This is a genomic window from Candidatus Kapaibacterium sp., from assembly GCA_023957315.1.
Lineage (GTDB): Bacteria > Bacteroidota > Ignavibacteria > Kapaibacteriales > UBA2268 > PGYU01.
Genome location: JAMLHE010000001.1, coordinates 201,901 through 224,214, shown reverse-complemented (window position 1 = coordinate 224,214; position 22,314 = coordinate 201,901). Strand labels below are relative to the sequence as shown.

Genomic DNA, 22,314 nt, shown 5'->3' with positions numbered 1-22,314 from the left:
CTTTTTCTAATTTAATATTTTACATTTTCAATTAACAAATATAATATATAATTCTGACTCTACTGTTGTTTTGCTCCAAAAATCAATTTTAAAAATATCAAAGGTCAATAACCGTTTGTCACAATTCATTTTATATATCTTGAGTTAATATATGATAGTCAAAAAATTTGGCGGTACATCGGTTAAAGATGATATTGCTATTCTGAGAGTTATTGACATTTGCAAAAATGAAAAGTCGAATAGCGTGGTAGTGGTATCAGCATTTTCGGGTGTTACAAATTCACTCATAGAGCTTTTCGATGCAGCTAAAGCAAATAATACAGCAAGAGCCACGACGATTATCGAAGAGCTTAAATCTCGGCATATCAACACTGCTCAAAAATTGAATTGCTCCGCCCGAACTATCGAATTTATCAATAGCACATTGAATCGATTAAACTTAATTTTAGATGCTTTAGTGATCATACGCGAGTTTACACCTCGTTCTAATGCTGTGTTTTTGGCTACAGGCGAGATTTTATCATCGTATATTATTGCCGATGCCTTCTCACAATTCGGAATGAGCATTAAACATATTGATTCGAGAGAATTGATTTTCACAGAAGAAAAATTTATTGATGCGGAAGTTGACCTGAATAAAACAAGAGAAATGACTGCAATTCAAATATTTGAGGCATTTAATACAGAGAAAGTGCAATTCTGTGTTTGTGGAGGATTTATAGCTTCAACTTTGAGCGGACAAACTTCTACGCTCGGCAGAGGCGGCTCAGATTATACTGCAGCACTTATTGCTCAATCATTGAAAGCCGAAAGGCTCGAGATTTGGACTGATGTTGATGGAATCTTGACAAGTGACCCGAGAAAAGTGCCAAATACCAAATTAATCAGGGAAATTTCCTACGATGAAGCCGCTGAACTTGCATTTTATGGTGCAAAAGTTTTGCACCCCAAGACAATCTTTCCGGCTGTAGAAGCAGAAATCCCTGTTTTTGTACTCAATTCATTTAAACCCGAAAATACAGGAACCAAGATAATTGCTCATTCGAGTTGGAAAAATAGAATCAAAGCTATTGCTTTTCGCGAGAATGTAACAGTTATAAATGTAACTTCCAATAGAATGCTCGGTACATTTGGGTTTTTGGCTAATGTGTTTGATATATTCAAAAAGCATCAAATTCCGATTGATTTAGTAGCTACGTCTGAGGTGAGTATTTCGATGACTGTTGATAACGGACCTTCGCTCGATGCGGCTATTAAAGAATTAGAAAAGTTTTCTAATGTTGAAGTTTTTCCCGGGAAGGCAATTATTTCAGCTGTTGGCGATGGAATTAGAAATGAATCGGGCATCGCTGCACGGTTTTTTGGAGCACTGACCGGAATAAACATATCAATGATTAGCTTCGGAGCTTCTGAAGTCAATCTTAGCATTATTGTTGATGCAATTGATACCGAAAAAGCAGTCAATATGCTGCATAAAGAATTTTTCAATGATACAACGGACAATGAAATTTTCGTAAATTTAGGACAAAAATAATATGACTCATATAAATCAAAAGGATATTCGCGAACTTGCCGATGAATTTGGAACGCCGCTATATGTCTATGACAAGCAAAGAATAACTGAAAATTATAATCGGCTCTATAATGCTTTTGTCAAGCATTATCCAAGGACGAAAATCCATTTTTCGGTCAAGTCAAACAGTAACGTTCATATTTTGAATATTTTCAAGCAACTCGGCTCCGGTGCTGATTGCTCATCTCCGAACGAAGTGATGCTTGCCCAGAAGGCAGGATTTGCCGACCAAGATATTATTTATACCGGAAATTATGAAAGCCGTGACGATTTTGCAAGTTTGAAAAATTTCGGTGTTCAAATCAATCTTGATGATTCGACTTCCTTCGACCGTTTAATCGAGCATTTTATACCAAATATTGTCTCATTCAGAATTAATCCCGGCGTCGGTAAAGGTGGATACGAAGGTATCACTACAGGCGGAACAGATGCGAAATTCGGCATCCCTTACGAATACGCTGCTGAGGCATATAAAAAAGCAAAACAGTTGGGGGTTTCAAAATTTGGAATTCATATGATGACCGGTTCGAACAATCTTGAGCCTTATCATTTTGCTCAAACTGTCGAAAAATTGATGCTCATTTCTAAAGATATTTTTGACCAAATTGGCGCCAAACCTGATTTTGTGGATATCGGCGGTGGCTTCGGCATTCCATATGAGGACGATGAATTGCCTATCGACATTGAAAAAACTGCTGAACTTGTCACTGAAATTTTTACAGAAAAGTGCCAAAAATATGGATTTGGCGAACCTTACCTCTATCTCGAACCCGGAAGATATTTGATTGCTGATGCCGGCTGGCTTATCACTCAAGTAACGGGTACAAAGCACAGCTACAAAAACTTCGTCGGTGTTGATGCCGGTATGTCCACTCTTCTTCGTCCGGCATTGTACGGTGCATACCATAGAACTTATATCTACGGAAAGGAAGGAGAGGACACAGTTGTAAATTTATGTGGTCAGATTTGCGAAAATTCTGATGTATTTGCAAAATCTGTTCATTTGCCTGCGGCTGAGATTGGGGACTTGATGATTATTCGCGATGTCGGTGCATATGGCTACGTAATGTCGTCAAATTATAACAATCGTTTGCGACCAGCGGACTTTGATTGATAATTCAAAGCCAAAATTGATTCGGCAAAGAAACTTTCGAATTTAATCTCACTTATACCATAAAAAAAGGGGCTGTAAAGCCCCTTTTTTTTAGTAATTTATGTAATACTTGTTACTTAACAACCGATACTTTTTGCATCAATCTCTTGCCGTTCGATTCGAGAATCAAGAAATAAGTTCCTGATGTCAAATTCAAAGTGCTTGAATTAATGTTCAAATTGTACTGTCCGATTGCTTTGTATTCATTGGATAGTTCGATTGCTTTCGAGCCGATTGCATCTGTCAACGATACTCTTACTTGGGCGCTTACAGGCACGTAATAGCTTACTTGTGCATCGCCATTGACAGGATTCGGTGTCGGTGCTGACAGTATGTATCCGCCGGGACAACGTCAGTAACATCGGTTGTACCTGATGTAACTGCAACTTCTATTTGTTCTGATTCCACATCACCGCAATTGTTTGTAACCATGAACATATAAAACCGGCGTCTTCAGGTTGAGCATTGTCCTTAGTCAAACAATGGGCTCGCCTGAAATTGCAGTACCCTGAGTAAATACTTTCGCTGATAAATATAAAATATAGTTCAATACTTCGTTAGGGTTGCTTACAACTACGATTTGAAGCATGATTTGTTCCGCCTTCTTCAACTTCAATGTCTTCGAGGTCTTCTGTTATTGTCGGACCCAAAGCGCAGCTACAACTGCTTCAGCAGATTTTGAGATACAGTAGTGCCTTCTAATGTTGCAGTAACAGAATAAGTACCTGCATCATCGGCATCGATTCCCTTGATAGTCAAGCTACGAGTCATAGTCCCGTTATATTTAGCGTTGTCAGTTAATGGCGTAGCATCTTTTGACCAACGATAAATAATATTTTTTGTGCTTTGAGTAGTCGCCATCGCTTCCAATGTAACATCGGAGTTGACACATTCTGTCGCGTTTTCAGGTTGTTGTGTAGATGCAATGCCGAGTTGTTCCAATTCCATGTTCATGTACTTAGTTTGAACAGTACCGCATAGACCCTCGATTACAGCGTAGTATTCCCCTTCGTCAATACCGCGGAAATTGCGAATCGTTAAGTAGTTTGACCTTACACCGGCGAATTTGTTATCATTAGCTAAAAGTCTGTCGTTAGTACCATCAATATAATAGTACCACTGAACTTTGACTTCGTCATTTATAATTGCATCTTCGATAGGTGTGCCATTAACATGTGCTTCAAACCACAAAGTAGCAAGTCCGCCATTTTCGGCAAATTCATCATCGGAATAACGAGTGATTTCAGTTGGACGCAATACATAGACAGTAACAGGAGCAGAATAAATACGAGGAGTCGCACCCGGACCGCCGATACGTGCATGATAGAGACCTGCTTGATGATGTTGCAAATCATTGAAGAACAAAATCGGTTCAGTAGCACCCGGCACCGGAACGCCGTCTTTGTACCATTGGTAATTCATCGGAGCATCGTAACCAATTGCTGAAGTAACCGAAATGTAATTGTCTGTGGAATTAACGCAATTTACGATACCTTCGCTTTGAGTTATCAATGCAACTTCCATCAATAATTCGTGTGAACCTGCAAAGTAGGAGTTTCTTATTGAGCCGTCAAAATCTGATAATTCGACAGTATGTGCATAGCCATCAGTGTAATCGAAAAGTGGAGTACCAAATAGCAAGTTTGGTGAATATACCTTAACATGCAAATCTGATGTACTAATGAATTCGGTGAATTCAAAATGTGAATCTTGGTCGTAGCCTTCTTCTTGCCATGATGGCAAATCACGATTTACACCGTTATCTGAAATCAAAGTTTCGCCGTTAGTATAGAAAATATTTTGATTTGAATTTTCAACCATCCCAACTTGAAGTACGGAAGCAGTTCCAATATTCATGAAAATATTTCTCATGATGCTACCTGCACTGCTTGACATAATGGTAGGATAGAAACTACTTTCAGTTACTACCGAATTATAGAAGATACCCAATTCCGGTGAGTTGATTAAATTCATCCCGTAAATGTTCGAGCCTAACAATTGGTTGTTTCCAATGGCGCCGGAAGCGTTTTCCGCTTTTACAAGTGCATAACCATAATTGACTGATTGACTGATATTGACATAGTTTTTATCAATCAATGTGTGTGCACCAACAGCGTAAATACCGTTAATATTAGTACATCCGACAATCGTATTTGACAAAATTTCAGCCGGATTACTAAGGCTTTGCGAAGTATGGTTAACATAAATCACAGCTTCGTTTGGTGCGCCTGTACCGCTGATACCGGAAAATTCGTTATTTGCAATAGTAGTAGAATTCCACGATGCAATAGCGCCGACAGGAACAGTACCCGAGGTATAATCAAATCGGTTGAAAGAGAATTCAACATTACTACCAACAACGTTTGGCATGATTTGGTTGTGAATACCAAGCCATGAGAAATTCATGAAATTGGAATTTTTCACATTTATTGTTGGATTGTTAAAGCTGCTTACTGCATTATAAAATCCAACAGAACCACCATTAAAGCTGCAGTGAGTTATATTTACCGGTGATGAGTTACTCATATTCATAATAGCATATCCGGCATTGTATCTTGGTGAATTAGCAACACCAAAGAAATTAACACTTTGCAGATTCAAGCCTTTTACATTCTTAGCCGAAACAATTATGCCGGCTCCTGAACTTGCATCATTATTGTTCCGAATAGTCATGTTGCGGAAAGTGATGTTATCCAAACCGTCCAACAAAACAACAAAGTTATTCTGAGCAGTCGGATTTCCAGCCAATACTACATTTTCAGGGAAATTTGAGCCACCGATGAATTCAATTTCATTTTTATTCGGAAGTGGGCTGTTCAACACAACTTGGCCTGTATAAGTACCGGGACGTATTTCAAATGTCACTTTGCCGGGTCCAAACACACCGCTTGAGTTGATGTATGATGCTGCTTCCGCAGGTGAAGAAAATTGTGAATTAGTAGCACCAATGAAATATTTTCCGGCTGCGAGAGATGGACCTATACCGCCGACATATTTATCATTAGCAGCGTCTTCATCTGCTACTCCATTCGGGTTAGACGTAACACATTCAACAGCAAATGGTCCTAATGGTGTTTTTACATAAAAATTATATGTTCCGAGAACTAAGTCTGCATGTTCATCACGAGGAATATTTAGTCCGGTCAAAGTAACAGGTGTTTGGTCAACTCCATCCATAGACCAATTAATTGTCACACTTGTCAATGGTTTTGGTGCATAATTACGTACGCGTGCTCTAACTTGAGTGACACCGGGTCCAAAACCTTCGGGCGGACCAAAAAAGCCTACAACCCCGACATCGTTCAAAATTGGAGTAATATAGCTTATATATTGGTCATTGCTTGGGTCTTCATCTTTTTCGTATCCGTTTGGATTTCTTGTGATTACTTTAACTTCAAATGGTCCATATGGTCCATCTGCCGGGTAATCAAAATCAAAGTTACCAATATTAACAGTTGTTGATTGACCATCATCCAATGTGCCAGTCCAATTGTATGTACCTTGGAATTGGTCGTTTACGTACCAATCAAGTTTACAGTCTTTCATTATATATTCGTTATTGTTTCGCAATGTAACATTTATAGGTGAATTTCCTATTCTCCAAGGCTTTGTAGGCGAAGTAATTGCTGTGACTTGCGCATCAGGTGCATTTGGTAAAACTTTGAAATTATAGTCTTCACATTCACCGTAGGCATATGAAGTATAACATGGGTCAGTTGGCATTTGGCCCATGTATGAGTATTCAGTCATTATTCTCATTCGTGTTACTCCGGTTTTGACATCATCAGGTACCGTAAAGTAGCCTTGATATCCGCCACCACTATACGAATAGTCTGTGTAAATCACCATTTCACTTTTTGAGAACTCTCCGTCTTGGTCCCAATCTACGAAAATCGCCATTTCCTGAGGATAACTACTGTAGAATTTTACAAGGAAATCAACCCTGTCACCTCTTTTTGCGTTAGTTGTAAACTTATCGTAATAAGTATATCCCGGTTTTGCAGTTGCTCCGGCAGTATTTGACATTTTTCCGAATGGAGTTGTCATTTCAACTGAAGAAATCCACATGTAAATACCTGCATCAGAATAACTTGGTTCACAATAATCCTGAGCATCAGCTCGATTTGTCATTGCTCCGAAAATGGCAAAAAACAAGCCGACCAAAATCAGTGTTGCAGAAAGTCTAAATTTAAACATAAAACACCTCATAAAATTAGTAAATATTAGTATTCTTTTAATGGCATATTCATCTAATACAAATTATTAAGTTTGCAACAACTAAATTGTTTTCTTCTTAACTATAATATCCAAGTAGCAATATAAATAAAAATTACAGAAAAACAAACAGTTTTCTATGAAAATTTATCAATATTTTGTGTTTTATCAATAATCTCACAAATACCATAAAAAAAGGGGCTGTAAAGCCCCTTTTTTAGTAATTTATGTAATACTTGTTACTTAACAACCGATACTTTTTGCATCAATCTCTTGCCGTTCGATTCGAGAATCAAGAAATAAGTTCCTGATGTCAAATTCAAAGTGCTTGAATTAATGTTCAAATTGTACTGTCCGATTGCTTTGTATTCATTGGATAGTTCGATTGCTTTCGAGCCGATTGCATCTGTCAACGATACTCTTACTTGGGCGCTTACAGGCACGTAATAGCTTACTTGTGCATCGCCATTGACAGGATTCGGTGTTGGTGCTGACAGTATGTATCCGCCGGAACTAACGTCAGTTACATCGGTTGTACCTGATGTAACTGCAACTTCTATTTGTTCTGATTCCACATCACCGCAATTGTTTGTAACCATGAACATATAAAAACCGGCGTCTTCAGGTTGAGCATTGTCCTTAGTCCAAACAATGGGCTCGCCTGAAATTGCAGTACCTGAGTAAATACTTTCGCCTGATAAATATAAAATATAGTTCAATACTTCGTTAGGGTTGCTTACAGCTACGATTTGAAGCATGATTTGTTCGCCTTCTTCAACTTCAATGTCTTCGAGGTCTTCTGTTATTGTCGGACCCAAAAGCGCAGCTACAACTGCTTCAGCAGATTTTAGAGATACAGTAGTGCCTTCTAATGTTGCAGTAACAGAATAAGTACCTGCATCATCGGCATCGATTCCCTTGATAGTCAAGCTACGAGTCATAGTCCCGCTATATTTAGCGTTGTCAGTTAATGGCGTAGCATCTTTTGACCAACGATAAATAATATTTTTTGTGCTTTGAGTAGTCGCCATCGCTTCCAATGTAACATCGGAGTTGACACATTCTGTCGCGTTTTCAGGTTGTTGTGTGAATGCAATGCCGAGTTGTTCCAATTCCATGTTCATGTACTTAGTTTGAACAGTACCGCATAGACCCTCGATTACAGCGTAGTATTCCCCTTCGTCAATACCGCGGAAATTGCGAATCGTTAAGTAGTTTGACCTTACACCGGCGAATTTGTTATCATTAGCTAAAAGTCTGTCGTTAGTACCATCAATATAATAGTACCACTGAACTTTGACTTCGTCATTTATAATTGCATCTTCGATAGGTGTGCCATTAACATGTGCTTCAAACCACAAAGTAGCAAGTCCGCCATTTTCGGCAAATTCATCATCGGAATAACGAGTGATTTCAGTTGGACGCAATACATAGACAGTAACAGGAGCAGAATAAATACGAGGAGTCGCACCCGGACCGCCGATACGTGCATGATAGAGACCTGCTTGATGATGTTGCAAATCATTGAAGAACAAAATCGGTTCAGTAGCACCCGGCACCGGAACGCCGTCTTTGTACCATTGGTAATTCATCGGAGCATCGTAACCAATTGCTGAAGTAACCGAAATGTAATTGTCTGTGGAATTAACGCAATTTACGATACCTTCGCTTTGAGTTATGAGAGAAACAGACAATGTTAATTCATGAGAACCGGCATAATATGATATTCTATTCAAACCGTCAAAATCTGAAGATTCGATTGTATGTGCATAGCCATCAGTGTAATCGAAAAGTGCGGGTCCAAAGAGTAAGCTGGGGGAATATATCTTAATATGCAAATCTACGGAATTAATGAATTCGATGAATTCAACACGAGAATCTTGGTCGTAGCCTTCTTCTTGCCATGATGGCAAATCACGATTTACACCATTATCGGAAATCAAAGTTTCGCCGTTAGAATAGAAAATATTTTGATTCGAATTTTCAACCATCCCTACTTGAAGTACAGGAGCAGTTCCAATATTCATGAAAATATTTCTCATGATACTACCTGCACTGCTCGACATAATGGTAGGATAGAAACTACTTTCAGTTACTACCGAATTATAGAAGATACCCAATTCCGGTGAGTTGATTAAATTCATCCCGTAAATGTTAGTGCCGGACAATTGGTTGTTACCAATAGCGCCGGAAGTATTTTCCGCTTTTAAAAGAGCATATCCGTAATTGACAGTTTGGCTAATGTTAACATAGTTTTTGTCAATCAACGTGTGTGCACCCACAACGTAAATGCCGTTAATATTAGTACATCCGACAATCGAATTTGACAAAATTTCAGCCGGATTACTAAGACTTTGCGAAGTATGGTTAACATAAATCACAGATTCGTTTGGTGCGCCTGTACCGCTGATACCGGAAAATTCGTTATTTGCAATAGTAGTAGAATTCCAAGAAGCAATAGCGCCGACAGGAGCAGTACCTGAAAGATAGCTGAATTTATTAAATGAAATATCAACATTGCTACCAACGACGTTTGGTGTGATTTGGTTGTAAACACCAAACCATGAGAAATTAGCAAAATCATTATTGCCAATTATGATTGATGGATTGTTAACACTGTTTACAAGGTTATAAATACCAACAGAACCATTCATAAAATTACAATGCGATACATTGATAGGTGAACAGTTTGATACGTCCATAATCGCAAATCCGGTGTTGTATCTTGGTGAATTTGCAACGCCCATGAAACTTACATTTGTAAAATTCAATCCTTTTGCATTTTTTGCGGATACAATTACACCGGCTCCGGCTGACACATTATTGTTATTACGGATAGTCATATTGCGGAAAGTTACATTTTCCAAGCCTTCCAATAAAATCACAAAATTATTTTGAGCTGTTGTATTAGCTGCTAACACAATATTTTCCGGGAATGATGAGCCACCGATAAATTCAATCTCGTTTTTATTTGGCAACGGGCTGTTCAACACGATTTGACCTGTATATGTTCCGGGACGTACTTCAAATGTCACCTTGCCTGGTCCAAAAACACCACTTGAGTTAATATAAGATGCAGCTTCCGCAGGTGATGTGAATTGTGAATTAGTAGCACCAATGAAATAATTTCCGGCTGCAAGCGATGGACCTATACCGCCGACATATTTATCATTCTTATCATCTTCATCTGCGATTCCGTTAGGATTAGAAGTTGCACATTCGACAGCAAAAGGACCTAATGGTGATTTTGCGTAAAAATCATATGTTCCGAGAACTAAGTCAGCTACTTCATCACGTGGAATATTTATTCCGGTCAAAGTAACAGGAGTTTGGTCAACGCCATCCATAGACCAATTAATTGTCACACTTGTCAATGGTTTGGGTGCATAATTACGTACGCGTGCTCTAACTTGAGTGACACCGGGTCCAAAACCTTCGGGCGGACCAAAAAAGCCTATAACACCGGCATCGTTTAATATTGGTGTAACAGAACTTGTATAGGTGTCATTCGAAGGGTCGCCATCTTTTTCTAAATCGTTAGCATTTCGTACAACGGCTTTGATTTGGAAAGCTCCCCATGGACCATTAGCCGGATAGTCAAAATTATAATTTCCTAATGCTATACTTGTGGTACTATTGATAGCTAAGTTACCTGTCCAAGGGTGAGTACCTTGATAAACATCATTAATATACCAATCAATATCAACATTGAATAATGCTAAGTCGCCACTGTTGCGAAGTGTAGCAGTCACGTTATGTGTGCCTACTCTCCAAGGTGTGGTTGGGTTTGTTATTGCAGTTATATGTGCGTCGGGGAGTGGCTCAACAATATTAACATGAAAATCAAGCACATTACCATACCCAGAAGATGAATTACCACATGGTTTCGGAGTTTGCCCCCATTCCAATCTTATTCTCATTCCCGTAACACCCGATTTAATACCAGAACCTGTAGGAATTTTAATATCTCCTGATGATGAAGCTCCATCTTGTTTCAAAGTGAATTCTTCACCGGAGTCTGTAAAATCTCCATTTTGATTGAAGTCTATCCAAACGGTTACGTTGTCATTGTAGTCCCAACTTCCGAGTCCGATTTTCATAGTATAAGTTTTACCCATATCAAGGTCGGGTAAATAATCCTTCGTAAAATCAATATAAGTTTTACAGTCCATAGTACCTGTTTCAATGCCCTCAAAGTCTACACTTTCGATATACTCATAACTGCAAGTGCCATTTGCCGCACAATAGCTTGGTTGAGTCAATGCTTTAGAGTTGTTCCATAAAAATGCTATTGTTAATAGCATAAAAAATCGTAAGTACATTTTCATACCAATACTCCTAAAATATAAAATAATAATTAACCAAAAATGAATTTTCTATTAAAATATAATAATTCGCGCTATTGTTAACTTAAATTTAACAAATTATCTACATTCTGCAAAAAAAAAATACTAAAAAGCAAGATATTTCTTGCTTTTGAAGAAAAAATGTCATTTTTGTTCACAAATATATGTACTATAAACAATCCAAAATCAATTTTGTTACATTTATATATCAATATTGTCAGTTAGCTTATCATTTGTTAAGGTTAACCTAAAAAAATTAACAGGAAAAAGATTATGTTTTTTTGAATTCAATGATTAATTTTGAATATAACAAAATGCAAATTTTAAAATTTGTTATTATTATTCATTTCCTTTAAATTTGATTATAATTTCTCACTACAAAAGGTATATTTTATGAAAATTTCTTCTCAACGATTTGCGATATTCATCGCTTTGTTCTTTTTGATGATAAGTACAAGCAATGCTTGGGACTTCGTCGAAACATTCGACAAGCATAATGCTCCGGCAAATAGTTATGCAAATGGCAGCTATGTCGGCGAAAATGGTATCACATGGAATTATGTAACAGGCAGAGGCGATGCAGGTTTCCAGATTAATGGCAAAGGCTTGATGCTCCGTGACTATCCGAATTACAATGCTACTTTGTTTTCAAGCTCAGTTGCTAATGGCATTGTCAATTTCAGATGCTTGCTCAAAAAAGCATTTACAGGTGCCGGTTCGCGTCAAGTAGAACTATACATTAATGGCGTTGCTATTGCTACTTCGACGGCTTTTGACAACACTCAAACCCAAGTATTTGAAGTGAACAATATCAACATCGAAGGTGATGTTGTTATTGAACTTCGAAATCGTGGTCGCCAAATTGTGATTGACGACCTGTCATGGACAACTTTCGGTAAAGACCACGGAAACACACCCACAAGAATTGAGATTGTCAGTCTTGCTCCGGCTGTACCGATGATGAATGTTCCTTTTACAGCAATCGTCCAATTTCTGGATAACGACGGGCTAACTAACTCATTCGATAATGATACACAGCTCGAGCTTATGCTACGCGACGGTTCTGGCAATTTAACAGGAACAAAATTTGTGACTGTTCCTGCCGGACAAACCTACTATTCGTTTAAAGACTTGGTATATGACAAAGCAGAACAAGTTAGAATTCGTGCACATGTAATCAATAACTATGCACCTGACGAAACTTATTACGAGATTGACCGCATTTTCAATGTTTCGGCAACACCTGTTTTGATGGCTGATGTATATACTCGTGGTCACGCCGGTTCAGTTCACCCTACAATGGAAGTTTTTGCTTTAAACAGTTACGGCTCACCAAACGTAAATTATGATGGCTTCAATGCTACAATCAATGTTTCGGGTGGTTCATTCTCAGGTAGCGCAACAGCACAATTCAAAGAAGGTATTGCAAAATTTGAAAATATAGTTTTTGATAATGCTACAACTTATAGTGTATCATTTACTGCACCTCATCTCGGCAATTCCAATAATACTAATGTAAGCGTTATTGCCCAACCAAACATGACTGAAATCATTGTGCCACGCTATATCAAAGGCGAAGGAACGTTCTTAGACCAAGGTGGCAACGGCAGAATTCCTCATTTTGCTTTAGTCCAAGTGAACGGACTCCACCCAAATACTGTTTATAGATACGTTTCCGGATGGGTTAGAGATATTCCAAATGTAGAGGAATTGGTTTTCACTGCCGGACGAAATATTCACAAGCAATACTTCAGCAATAACTACACTTACAATAGCGGCAAATTCTTGAATAACGCATTTGAATCATCATCATTGATGTCAGATAATTCAGGCACTGCCAAAGTGTGGATGGCTGTAGTATCCGATAATGATTTCGATGTCAGATATGCAGGAAATAGAGTGAATTGGATTTTGGGTCTTGGCTCCGAGAAAGGCTCCGAAGTCACAAGATTATTCACGAATACTCAATCTGCTGTTTTACGTTTCTCAACAGCGCAAAATGACTTTAACTGCGATGACTATTATGGCGATGGCGATGATGAACAACCGGAAGGAGTTAAGAAAGACTCAGACGAATTACAAGTTGAAGTACCGAATGACCCTTCATGTGTGTTGTATGCTTCCGGCATTTATGATGCAAAAAGCCCGGCTACACCAATGAATTTCGTAGTTTTGTACGATGCAGATGATGTAGTAGTTTCTTCTGCAATTGTTCAATTTAGCGGTGCGGCGCTTATTACACCCGGATTCCCACATCAAGCACCATGGTTTTACGCTGACTATGAGCAAAATACCGGTGCCTTTGCAACAATGATTCCAAATAACTTACCGGGTGGCATCCAAAAAGTAGTCGAATATGATGCACAAGGTAATATTGTAAATCAATGGACTGATAGCGATGGAACTTGGGCAGGATATAACACTGCCAGTAGCAACTGGGGGATGAATCCTCCTCGCGAAGGAAATTCGCAAGGACAAATTGCCTTCCAATTGCCTAATATTCAAATTGAATCACCGGTGTATTACGAAGATATTTGCAACACAGGCGAAGAATTCCCAATTCAATTCGATGCTCGTGGTACAAGTCTTGTGGATATTTGGATTCAACGTGACGAAAATCCATGGGAAATGATAGCTTCAAATGTTGATGCCCGAAACGGGTACTATGATTGGTATATTTTCCGTGAAGTATATACTTCGACTGAAAACAGAATTAGAATTACATCTGTCGAACATGGCTATGTTTTAGCTGAATCAAGTCCTTTCAGAGTCTTTGATGCACCGATTCATATGGGTAACACTGAATCCGCAATTTATTGCCCTGAAGAAATTGTCCAAATTTCCGTTACTGCCGATGGCACAGACATGCAATATCAATGGTTCAAAGATGGCGTCCCAATGAAAGACGGCGTCCGCATCAGTGGTTCGCAAACTGAAATTCTGACAATCAATGGTGTTCGCCACCATGATGCGGCTGTTTATACTGCAATTGTAAAGGGTAATTCCTCATGCGAACCGGTTTATTCCGGTGACATCGCCGTATATATTGCCCGTCCGCTCGGATTCATCGTTCCAATGTCAGACCAAACAATTGGCGAAGTCATGGGTCAAAAAGCAACCTTGTCTTTCCGTGCTCATGTGAACGGTTTTGAAAGAGACCACCCTATCTACCAACAATATGACATAAAAGTACAGTGGTACAAATACGTGGACGGTCTAAACGACCTCATGCTTGTTGATAACAACAGGATTTCAGGCTCAAAATCGGACTACTTGACAATCAGTGATTTGGCAAGAACTGATTTCGATTCTTATTATGCAGTTATAACCGGCAAATGTGGCACAAGTGCCAAAACTTATATGTTCAATCTTATCGAAATGGACATTAAATTCACTCAAGAGCCCGGTGCTGTTATCGTTTGTCTTGGAGATGAAAGCGTACAATTTAGTGCCGAAGCTACTACAGCACAAGGTTTGGACATTGTTTATCAATGGCTGAAAAACGGCAACCCAATTATGGAAAATGACAATTACAAAAATGTCAATACTTCAACACTTACAATTTTGGCTCCGACAAAGGCTCATGAAGGCAATTACAGCCTCAGAGCAAGAATTAGCGGTGGCGATGCTTCAGTAATATCTTCATCGGCATCATTGAAAGTGAATACAGTACCTGTAATTACCATGCAACCCGAATCAGTTACAGTCGAAGAAGGCGGCGGATTTATACTTGAAGTAGCTGCAATTGGAAACGACGATTCCGAAACTCTTGTTTACGCATGGTATAAAGATGGCGTTTTAATTGAAGATCTAAACATATCTTTATGGTTATTCAGCGATGCTCAAATTGATGATAACGGTACCTATTATGTCACAGTCACTAATGATTGCGGCACTGTAAAGAGTGTGGAAATAACTATCGAAGTTACACCGGGCACTACAGATGTTCAAGCACAAATGCGCAACGGTTATATACTTAACGCTCCTGTTCCAAATCCTGTGATTGGAAATTCCGAAGTTAAGTTCTATTTGCCACAAACTAATCAAGTGAAAATGACTTTGGTCAATGAAGCAGGACAAGAAGTAGCAATACTCTTGAATGAATCAAAATCCGAAGGAACGCATTCACTCAACATTGATTCTAAAGCGTTGAACTTAGTGTCAGGAACTTATTACATTACTTTGCTTACTAATGATGTTCAATTATCAAATCGTATGATTGTCATCAGATAAGTTGCTTTTGCTTTTTAAATTAAAAATGGCTGACTCTTAATTGGGTCAGCCATTTTTTTTATGGTAAGAAAATTGGAATATTTAAAAGCTTTTTAATCTATTTGCGAAAGCGGACTGAGTCTGTGGTTCTTGTTTGATTTTGCGTGATTGAAAGTTACGCCTTCGAGCTTATGACCGAGGTGAATTTTGATTTTGCGACTGATTTCATCATATCGAGTAGGGTCGGATTTGATTTGCCCACGCAAAATTTTGTAGTTGAATTTGTCGAATGTAAAATCATTGCGGATGAACAAATCATTCAGCGAATTGTGGTAACATTCTTCGCTGCAAAATCCGAAATGGCGTCTGTATTCTTCCGGCAAAGCGATTATTTGGTTGTTGCACGGACCATATCGGCAGTTGAAATATATATCAGCCTCTTTGCCGCTGTAATGGCAATTGGTTATCACAACTTTTTCATCGCTATCAGCTACTGGGCAACTAACTCGCTCATCAAAAGTGTATAAATTGCCGAGCCAATGTGTGGTTTGATATTTGTTGACGTATTTGACCACTCCGCCATCCAATTGAAAAACGCCCGGCATACCAGCTTCTTCGAGCATCGCCGATAGCTTTTCGCATCTGATTCCACCCGTGCAATACATTATGACAGGCTTATCGCCAAATTGGCTTTTGTAATTATTTACCAAATCGGGGACTTCTCTGAATTGGATTGTGCCCGCAGGAATTGCATTTTTGAAATGCCCGAGCTTATATTCGTAATCGTTCCGCATATCCAGTATCACATGCGAATCAATATCATTTTCGAGAATTTTCTTGAATTCATCAATTGAAATTTTGTGTGTAGCTTTTTCGATTTGCTCTGCGGAGAAACTTTTGCCCAGAGCCACTATTTCCTTGCGGTATCGGACAATCATTTTGTTGAATTTGTGGCTATCCACGCGGCACGCTTTATCATCAATATCGGGAATATCTCTGAAATAGGGAATACTGTCAAGATAGAAGCGATATGCCTTGATTTGTCCGTTTTTGCCTGTTAGTGTTGCACTGATTCCCTCTTCGCCGATGAAGATTCTGCCCTTCAGCCCAATATCATCACAAAATTCTTTGTGCTCGGCAACAATCTCCGTCGGATTTGGAATATCTACAAACTTGTAAAATGTCAAAAGTGTATAACTCAAGTCAAGATTCATATTTTCAATCACGATTTTTAAAGATTACTAATGCCATCTTCGGTGATTTTGCCGACGATGTATTGTTTGCCGCCGTCGAAACCACACCCGACATAAATCTGAGGATAGTAGATTATGAATTCGTGCTTAATAATATCGAAACCGGAATTTATCAATATGATTGTGAATGCCGGCATAACGAAATTCAAGAGCATTTCTGCATCGTCAGGGTTGTTTTTGATAGCGTTCGAGATTGTTTTGAATGCCTTGATTTCGGATGATTTGCCGTTAGCATCCCACAAATCAACTGCATACCAATCGTTAGGTTTGGTCTCAGGAGTTTGTTTCGAGCCCTTCACTACGAGTTGAATCTCCGATGGAGCGTCCTCTTTTGATGAATCGGTAATCGCAAACCAGATTGACTTTACAGAGCCGGGCAAGGGGTCTTCTGTGATTGTTTGGACGAGCCAATTTTCGAATTCGATTAAAGTACGGTCGAAATCAACTGCTTTGAGTGCAGCCAAATTGAACGTGGGCATTACTTTTTTGATTACTTCGATGAGTTCCTTCTTGGAAGTATCGAAATCAGTTTTGTTTTTTATCAAATCGTTTAAAATGTCTTCAGCCTTATTTTTCATCATCATCTTTGTTTTTTTCGACAAAATTAATTGAAACTGAATTAATGCAATATCTCAGCCCTGTCGGTGCAGGACCGTCATTGAAAACATGCCCCAGATGCCCGCCGCATTTTGCACAAACAACTTCTGTGCGAATCATACCGTAGCTTGAATCGTCGACTTCTACGATTGCATCCGAATCGGCTACTTCTGAAAAACTGGGCCAACCGCAATGAGCATCAAATTTGGTGTCAGACTCGAACAATGTACTCCCACATGCTTTGCAAGCATAGATACCCTCTTCGAAATGTAAATTATACTTTCCGGTATGGGGGCGTTCGGTGCCTTTTTGACGCAAAACCCTGTAGGATTCGTCATCAAGGAACTTTTTCCATTCTTGTTCAGTCTTTTGAATCTCAAATTTCATTTCATTCTCGGGTTTAGTTTTTTTTCCTTGCTTTTCTTCAGAATTACAAGATGTTCCAAAAAGCAAAAAGGTTACAAAAAAAATGCAAACTTTTATCATAACAGTCACCTTTAATTCTAAAACATGACATAAAACGTTTAGGGCAATAATATTATTTTGAGGGTTCCGAAATATCAGCTTCTTTTATTGCTTTTGCTAAAATTCTACGCTCATGAATATATTTGCTGACTTCGGCTGCCAACAAAATTATCAAAGCCGAATAATATATCCATAAAGCCATCGAAATCAATACTGCATAAGTGCCGTAAAATCTGCCGTAATTTGAAAGGGAAACGATATACCAGCCAAAAAGGAATCGTGCGAATTCAATGCCAAATACGCATATAAGCGTACTCCAAATGCGAACAAAACGTGGCAATCTTTCATTTGGAACAAATCTGAAAATAAGATAGAATAGCACAAAAGATGTTCCTACTGATACGGAGGTTAGAACTAAATCGCTTAGTAGCGAACTAATAATATCGGGTAAATAGTCGCCCATGAAACCTAAGATAAAGTTGACAAGTGGAATCGCATACGCATAAACCAAAAATAATATCGAAAATACAATTGTAAGAAGCATATCTTTCAATCTGTATAAGATGAAAATTTTAGGCGATGCCAAATCAAAAATAGCGTTGAGCGATGACCGGATGGAACTTATCAAAATTGACGATACCCAAAGTAGCCCAATGATACCAATCCAACCGACTAAGGTGCTATGGGTGAATATTTTTTCTATCTCACCTACTATTGTATGACCAATCTCCTGACTTGTTCCGGTTTGCGGTAAGTAATCGGTGAGCAAATTCTCTAATGTCTTTGTAATCGTCTCTGTGTCAAAAATCAACCCTAAAGTAAAAATTACTAATAGTAGCAGTGGAATCATATAAATTAGGATGTTGTATGCTATACCTGCTGCAAGCATGTATAGGTGATGCTCTTCCATTCTGTCCGACACTCTGTCAATGTGCATATAGACATTGTAAATCCAGCCTTCTTTTGCTTTAAATTTTCTAATAATTGATTTCAAAGTTCCATCGCTTAATTATTTTACTTATTTTTATTGGCATTTTTAATTGAATAAAAAAAAAATAAATGAAAAAATTCCTTATTCTCTTTACTCTATTGACATTGTTCTGGTCTTGTGCCAATATTCAAGCACCATCAGGAGGTCCGCAAGATACAACGCCTCCTGAGATTGTGACGTATTCGCCCGAAAACAATTCTATAAATTTCGAAGATAGGGAAATCAGGATAAAATTCAACAAATACATGAACAAGGCTAAAGTAATCGAGAACCTAAGTATTTCACCCATTGTGGATTTGAAACACAGTTGGTCAGGCAAAGAATTACGCATCAATATAGATGGGGATTTGGACACAAATCTTACATATTTGATAAATCTTGGCACTGAATATAGCGATTTGCACGGCAACAAACCCGATGCCGCTTTCAATTTAGTTTTTTCTGCCGGAAGTAAGATTGATAGCGGCATGATTCATGGGAAATCTCCAAACGACGCCAACGGTTATGTAGCATTTTTATACAATTTGAACAATAAAAGCAGCGATACAATCAATCCTGCTCATACATTCCCAGATTATCGCGTTCAATTGGGAACAAGTGGCGAGTTTACATTCGCTGCTCTAAAAGATGGGATATATAGATTGATGCTTATCAAAGATGAATTCAAAAACAACTTGTACGACCCTGTTGATGCGTATTCATCGGCACTGAATGATATTGAAGTTCGTAATTCCGTCTCGAAACTCGTCGCTATCAAACCCGGTTCTATTATTGATGTTCAAGGACCGGAACTACGTGAGGTATATCCCGAATTTTCAGATTTTATTGTTCTCACTTTCGACGAACAACCTGCTCCAAAAGCCTTAGACAAGCAGTATTTCAGCATAAGCGATACGATGGGAAATCCATTTGAAATGGCTTCTGTGTTCAACTATCCCGACGAACCGAACAAGGTGCTTGTATCTATGGAGCAGAGCTTAGATACAGGGAAAACATATATCGTCAAAGCTGATATCAGCGTCATGAGCGATACTCTCGGCAACAAAAGCATTGATTCTTTGGTTACAAAAAGGTTCAGAACTCCATTTGGGAATGACCCTGCCGGCTTGACGGTGTTTAGTTTCGATTTGGCAGATAGCGCCGGAAATGTGCCAACAATGCCTGTTTTTAGGATGGTTTTCAATCGTGGCATCAATATTGATTTATCTCAAGTTGATTCAAAAATTACTAATACGACTGATAGTTCGACTATGGAAATGAAATATAGCTGGAAATCTGCCAATGTTTTGGAATTAACTACTACTGATACACTTCAGATGCGAGCTAATTACGATTTCAATCTTTCGCTGAAACTCATAGGAAGCAAATCCACGCATAGTTTAGATACCAATGTCAACCGTAATTTTACATCCGGAGGCAGAAAAGCTCTCGGTTCTGCAAGCGGTACAATTTATTTGACCGATAACTTTTGCGAATCTGATGTTTACTTGATATTCATGAGCAGCAGCAACGTCAAATATTTGACAAAAGTCGCTGATGCCAAGTGGAGCATCAAAGATTTGCCCGAAGGAGAATATACTATCGAAGCCTTTTGCGATATTGATGGTAACGGGGCTTACTCATTCGGCTATCCATATCCATACGTATTTTCGGAGCCATTCGTCATATTCGAAAATCGTGTTACCATTAAAGCTCGTTGGAACATTGAAGACATCAACTTGAAAGTGCATGAAGACTAAGCTACGAAATGAAAAAGTTGCCATTTGGAAAAAAATCTTTGATATTACATTTGTTGTATCGGGATTGCTTGTGCTTATTTGTCTGATTTTCTTAATCGGATTTTATCTACCTGACGAAACAATTGATGTTATCATAATAATAGCTGATATTGGGCTTTTTGCATATTTGTTGCAAGAATTCGGCAGATGGTTCATCGTTGCAAAACATGGTCAATATTTTCGAGAGCGATGGATTGAAAATCTTATCGGTGTGCTTATAATTTTTCAACTGATATTTCCTGATGTCACAATGTATTTGCTATCATTTGTATTGCCGAAATTAGCATTCCGAGACTTTTTGATGATATATATGGCTTTGATGTCGTTGACATTGATGCTCTTATTCGCGATTAAACTTCTGCGGTATAATCATTTGATTGCCAAAATAAATTTGCATCCGGGTGCAATTATCGCGATAAGTTTTTTTGTTGCTATTTTAGTCGGAAGTTTCTTGCTTATGCTCCCGAGAGCGACACCACCGGATAACCCCATTAGCTACATTGATGCGCTGTTTACATCTGCAAGCGCCGTGTGTGTCACCGGGCTTGTAGTTGTAGATACAGGGAGAAGTTTCACTACAATCGGGCATGTGTTTATAGCATTTCTGATTCAAATTGGCGGACTTGGAGTCATGACATTGACAACATTTTTCGCATTTGCGATTGCAGGCGGTCTTAGTTTGAGAGTTCGTATCTTAATGAGGGATTTACTTTCGCAAGAAAGTGTTGACGAAGTTAAGAGCCTTTTGCTGAAGATTTTGGGATTTACATTACTGGTAGAAATCATCGGTAGCTTCATCATGTATTTTTCGATGGGAAAATCATTGGCAAATTTTGACAAGGTTGAATATTATTACTCCTTATTTCATGCCATTTCCGCTTTTTGTAATGCAGGTTTCTCGCTTTATTCCGATGGTTTGATGTATTTTACAATTAAAGATAACCATATTTACATTTGGACAATTGTTGTTTTAGTGATAATTGGGGGACTTGGTTTCACAGTTATAATGAATCTGACAGCAAAAATGTTGAGTAAAAGGACCAAGCGCAATTATAGATTAACACTGACAACTAAATTGACACTCCTGACAAGCGGCTTATTAGTCTTTGGCGGTACAGCATTGATTATGTTATTCGAGCCTTGGGGCTTTTTGTTGGGCGATTCATTTTATGAGGAATTTTATCATGCAACTTTTATCTCGGTTTGTGCGCGAACGGCGGGCTTCAATACCGTCCCTACAGATATGCTATCACACGCTACATTGATTTTGGTAATGTTTTTGATGTGGGTCGGTGCATCACCCGGTTCTACAGGAGGAGGTATCAAAACTACTACTTTCGCCGTCACTATATATGCATTATATTCGATGATTGTTGGCAAAGAACGAATTGAGATTTTTAAACGAGAGATTCATTATAACACTGTCAAACAAGCATTCATGGTTGTAATCGCCTCAATTATGTTTATATTCGTCGGTTCGATGTTGCTTGTTTGGTTTGAGCCGAAAATGGACACAACTGATTTAATCTTCGAGGTTATTTCAGCAGTTAATACTGTCGGGCTTTCGCGTGGAGTCACGCCTGATTTTGGCACTGATTCAAAAGTTTTGATTGTTATTCTTATGTTTGTGGGTAGAGTTGGAGTTCTAACATTTTTATTATCTTTGCATATTCCACGTCAAGAGCCTAAATATAAGCTCCCGACGGAAAATGTAATTGTGGGATGAGGTTA

The 22,314-nt window shown here is 38.6% G+C and carries 14 protein-coding genes; 5 read left to right on the top strand and 9 right to left on the bottom strand.

Translation table 11 applies throughout. The features are described from left to right. Positions 1 to 151 precede the first annotated feature (151 nt). Entirely contained in the window at positions 152 to 1,534 is a 1,383-nt protein-coding gene (lysC, locus tag M9949_00845; GenBank protein MCO5249952.1) for a lysine-sensitive aspartokinase 3, read from the top strand. A gap of 1 nt (position 1,535) precedes the next feature. Next, positions 1,536 to 2,687 (top strand): diaminopimelate decarboxylase, encoded by a 1,152-nt coding sequence (lysA, locus tag M9949_00840; protein MCO5249951.1) that lies wholly within the window; start codon positions 1,536 to 1,538, stop codon positions 2,685 to 2,687. 112 nt (positions 2,688 to 2,799) lie between these two features. Here lysA and M9949_00835 read toward each other — a convergent pair whose 3' ends face one another. From M9949_00835 to M9949_00815, 5 genes are all read right to left on the bottom strand, one after another. Further along, entirely contained in the window at positions 2,800 to 3,003 is a 204-nt protein-coding gene (locus M9949_00835) for a T9SS type A sorting domain-containing protein (GenBank protein ID MCO5249950.1), read from the bottom strand. Positions 3,004 to 3,011: 8 nt separating this feature from the next. Beyond that, positions 3,012 to 3,164 (bottom strand): hypothetical protein, encoded by a 153-nt coding sequence (locus M9949_00830; GenBank protein MCO5249949.1) that lies wholly within the window; start codon positions 3,162 to 3,164, stop codon positions 3,012 to 3,014. A gap of 37 nt (positions 3,165 to 3,201) precedes the next feature. Next, positions 3,202 to 3,342 (bottom strand): hypothetical protein, encoded by a 141-nt coding sequence (locus tag M9949_00825; protein ID MCO5249948.1) that lies wholly within the window; start codon positions 3,340 to 3,342, stop codon positions 3,202 to 3,204. A 41-nt stretch (positions 3,343 to 3,383) separates the two neighbouring features. Next, on the bottom strand, positions 3,384 to 6,923 hold the full coding sequence (locus tag M9949_00820; protein MCO5249947.1) for an immunoglobulin domain-containing protein: 3,540 nt from the start codon (positions 6,921 to 6,923) through the stop codon (positions 3,384 to 3,386). A gap of 257 nt (positions 6,924 to 7,180) precedes the next feature. Next, entirely contained in the window at positions 7,181 to 11,269 is a 4,089-nt protein-coding gene (locus M9949_00815) for a GEVED domain-containing protein (GenBank protein ID MCO5249946.1), read from the bottom strand. A gap of 411 nt (positions 11,270 to 11,680) precedes the next feature. On the opposite strand from M9949_00815, the gene M9949_00810 reads away from it, so the two are divergent. Continuing rightward, on the top strand, positions 11,681 to 15,520 hold the full coding sequence (locus M9949_00810) for a T9SS type A sorting domain-containing protein (protein ID MCO5249945.1): 3,840 nt from the start codon (positions 11,681 to 11,683) through the stop codon (positions 15,518 to 15,520). 92 nt (positions 15,521 to 15,612) lie between these two features. Here the strand turns inward: M9949_00810 and M9949_00805 are convergent, their stop codons facing one another. From M9949_00805 to M9949_00790, 4 genes are all read right to left on the bottom strand, one after another. Beyond that, positions 15,613 to 16,713 (bottom strand): rhodanese-related sulfurtransferase, encoded by a 1,101-nt coding sequence (locus M9949_00805; protein MCO5249944.1) that lies wholly within the window; start codon positions 16,711 to 16,713, stop codon positions 15,613 to 15,615. 17 nt (positions 16,714 to 16,730) lie between these two features. Further along, entirely contained in the window at positions 16,731 to 17,336 is a 606-nt protein-coding gene (locus tag M9949_00800) for a hypothetical protein (GenBank protein MCO5249943.1), read from the bottom strand. Next, entirely contained in the window at positions 17,320 to 17,736 is a 417-nt protein-coding gene (msrB, locus tag M9949_00795; GenBank protein MCO5249942.1) for a peptide-methionine (R)-S-oxide reductase MsrB, read from the bottom strand. The genes M9949_00800 and msrB overlap by 17 nt, the downstream gene beginning before the upstream one ends. Before the next feature lie 151 nt (positions 17,737 to 17,887). Continuing rightward, on the bottom strand, positions 17,888 to 18,808 hold the full coding sequence (locus tag M9949_00790; protein ID MCO5249941.1) for a YihY/virulence factor BrkB family protein: 921 nt from the start codon (positions 18,806 to 18,808) through the stop codon (positions 17,888 to 17,890). Positions 18,809 to 18,873: 65 nt separating this feature from the next. On the opposite strand from M9949_00790, the gene M9949_00785 reads away from it, so the two are divergent. Together M9949_00785 and M9949_00780 are read left to right on the top strand one after the other, a co-directional pair. Further along, a complete protein-coding gene (locus M9949_00785; GenBank protein ID MCO5249940.1) occupies positions 18,874 to 20,544 on the top strand; it encodes an Ig-like domain-containing protein in 1,671 nt (556 codons plus the stop codon). After that, positions 20,534 to 22,309, top strand: coding sequence for a hypothetical protein (locus M9949_00780; GenBank protein ID MCO5249939.1), 1,776 nt, complete (start codon positions 20,534 to 20,536; stop codon positions 22,307 to 22,309). The genes M9949_00785 and M9949_00780 overlap by 11 nt, the downstream gene beginning before the upstream one ends. The last annotated feature ends 5 nt before the right edge of the window (positions 22,310 to 22,314 follow it).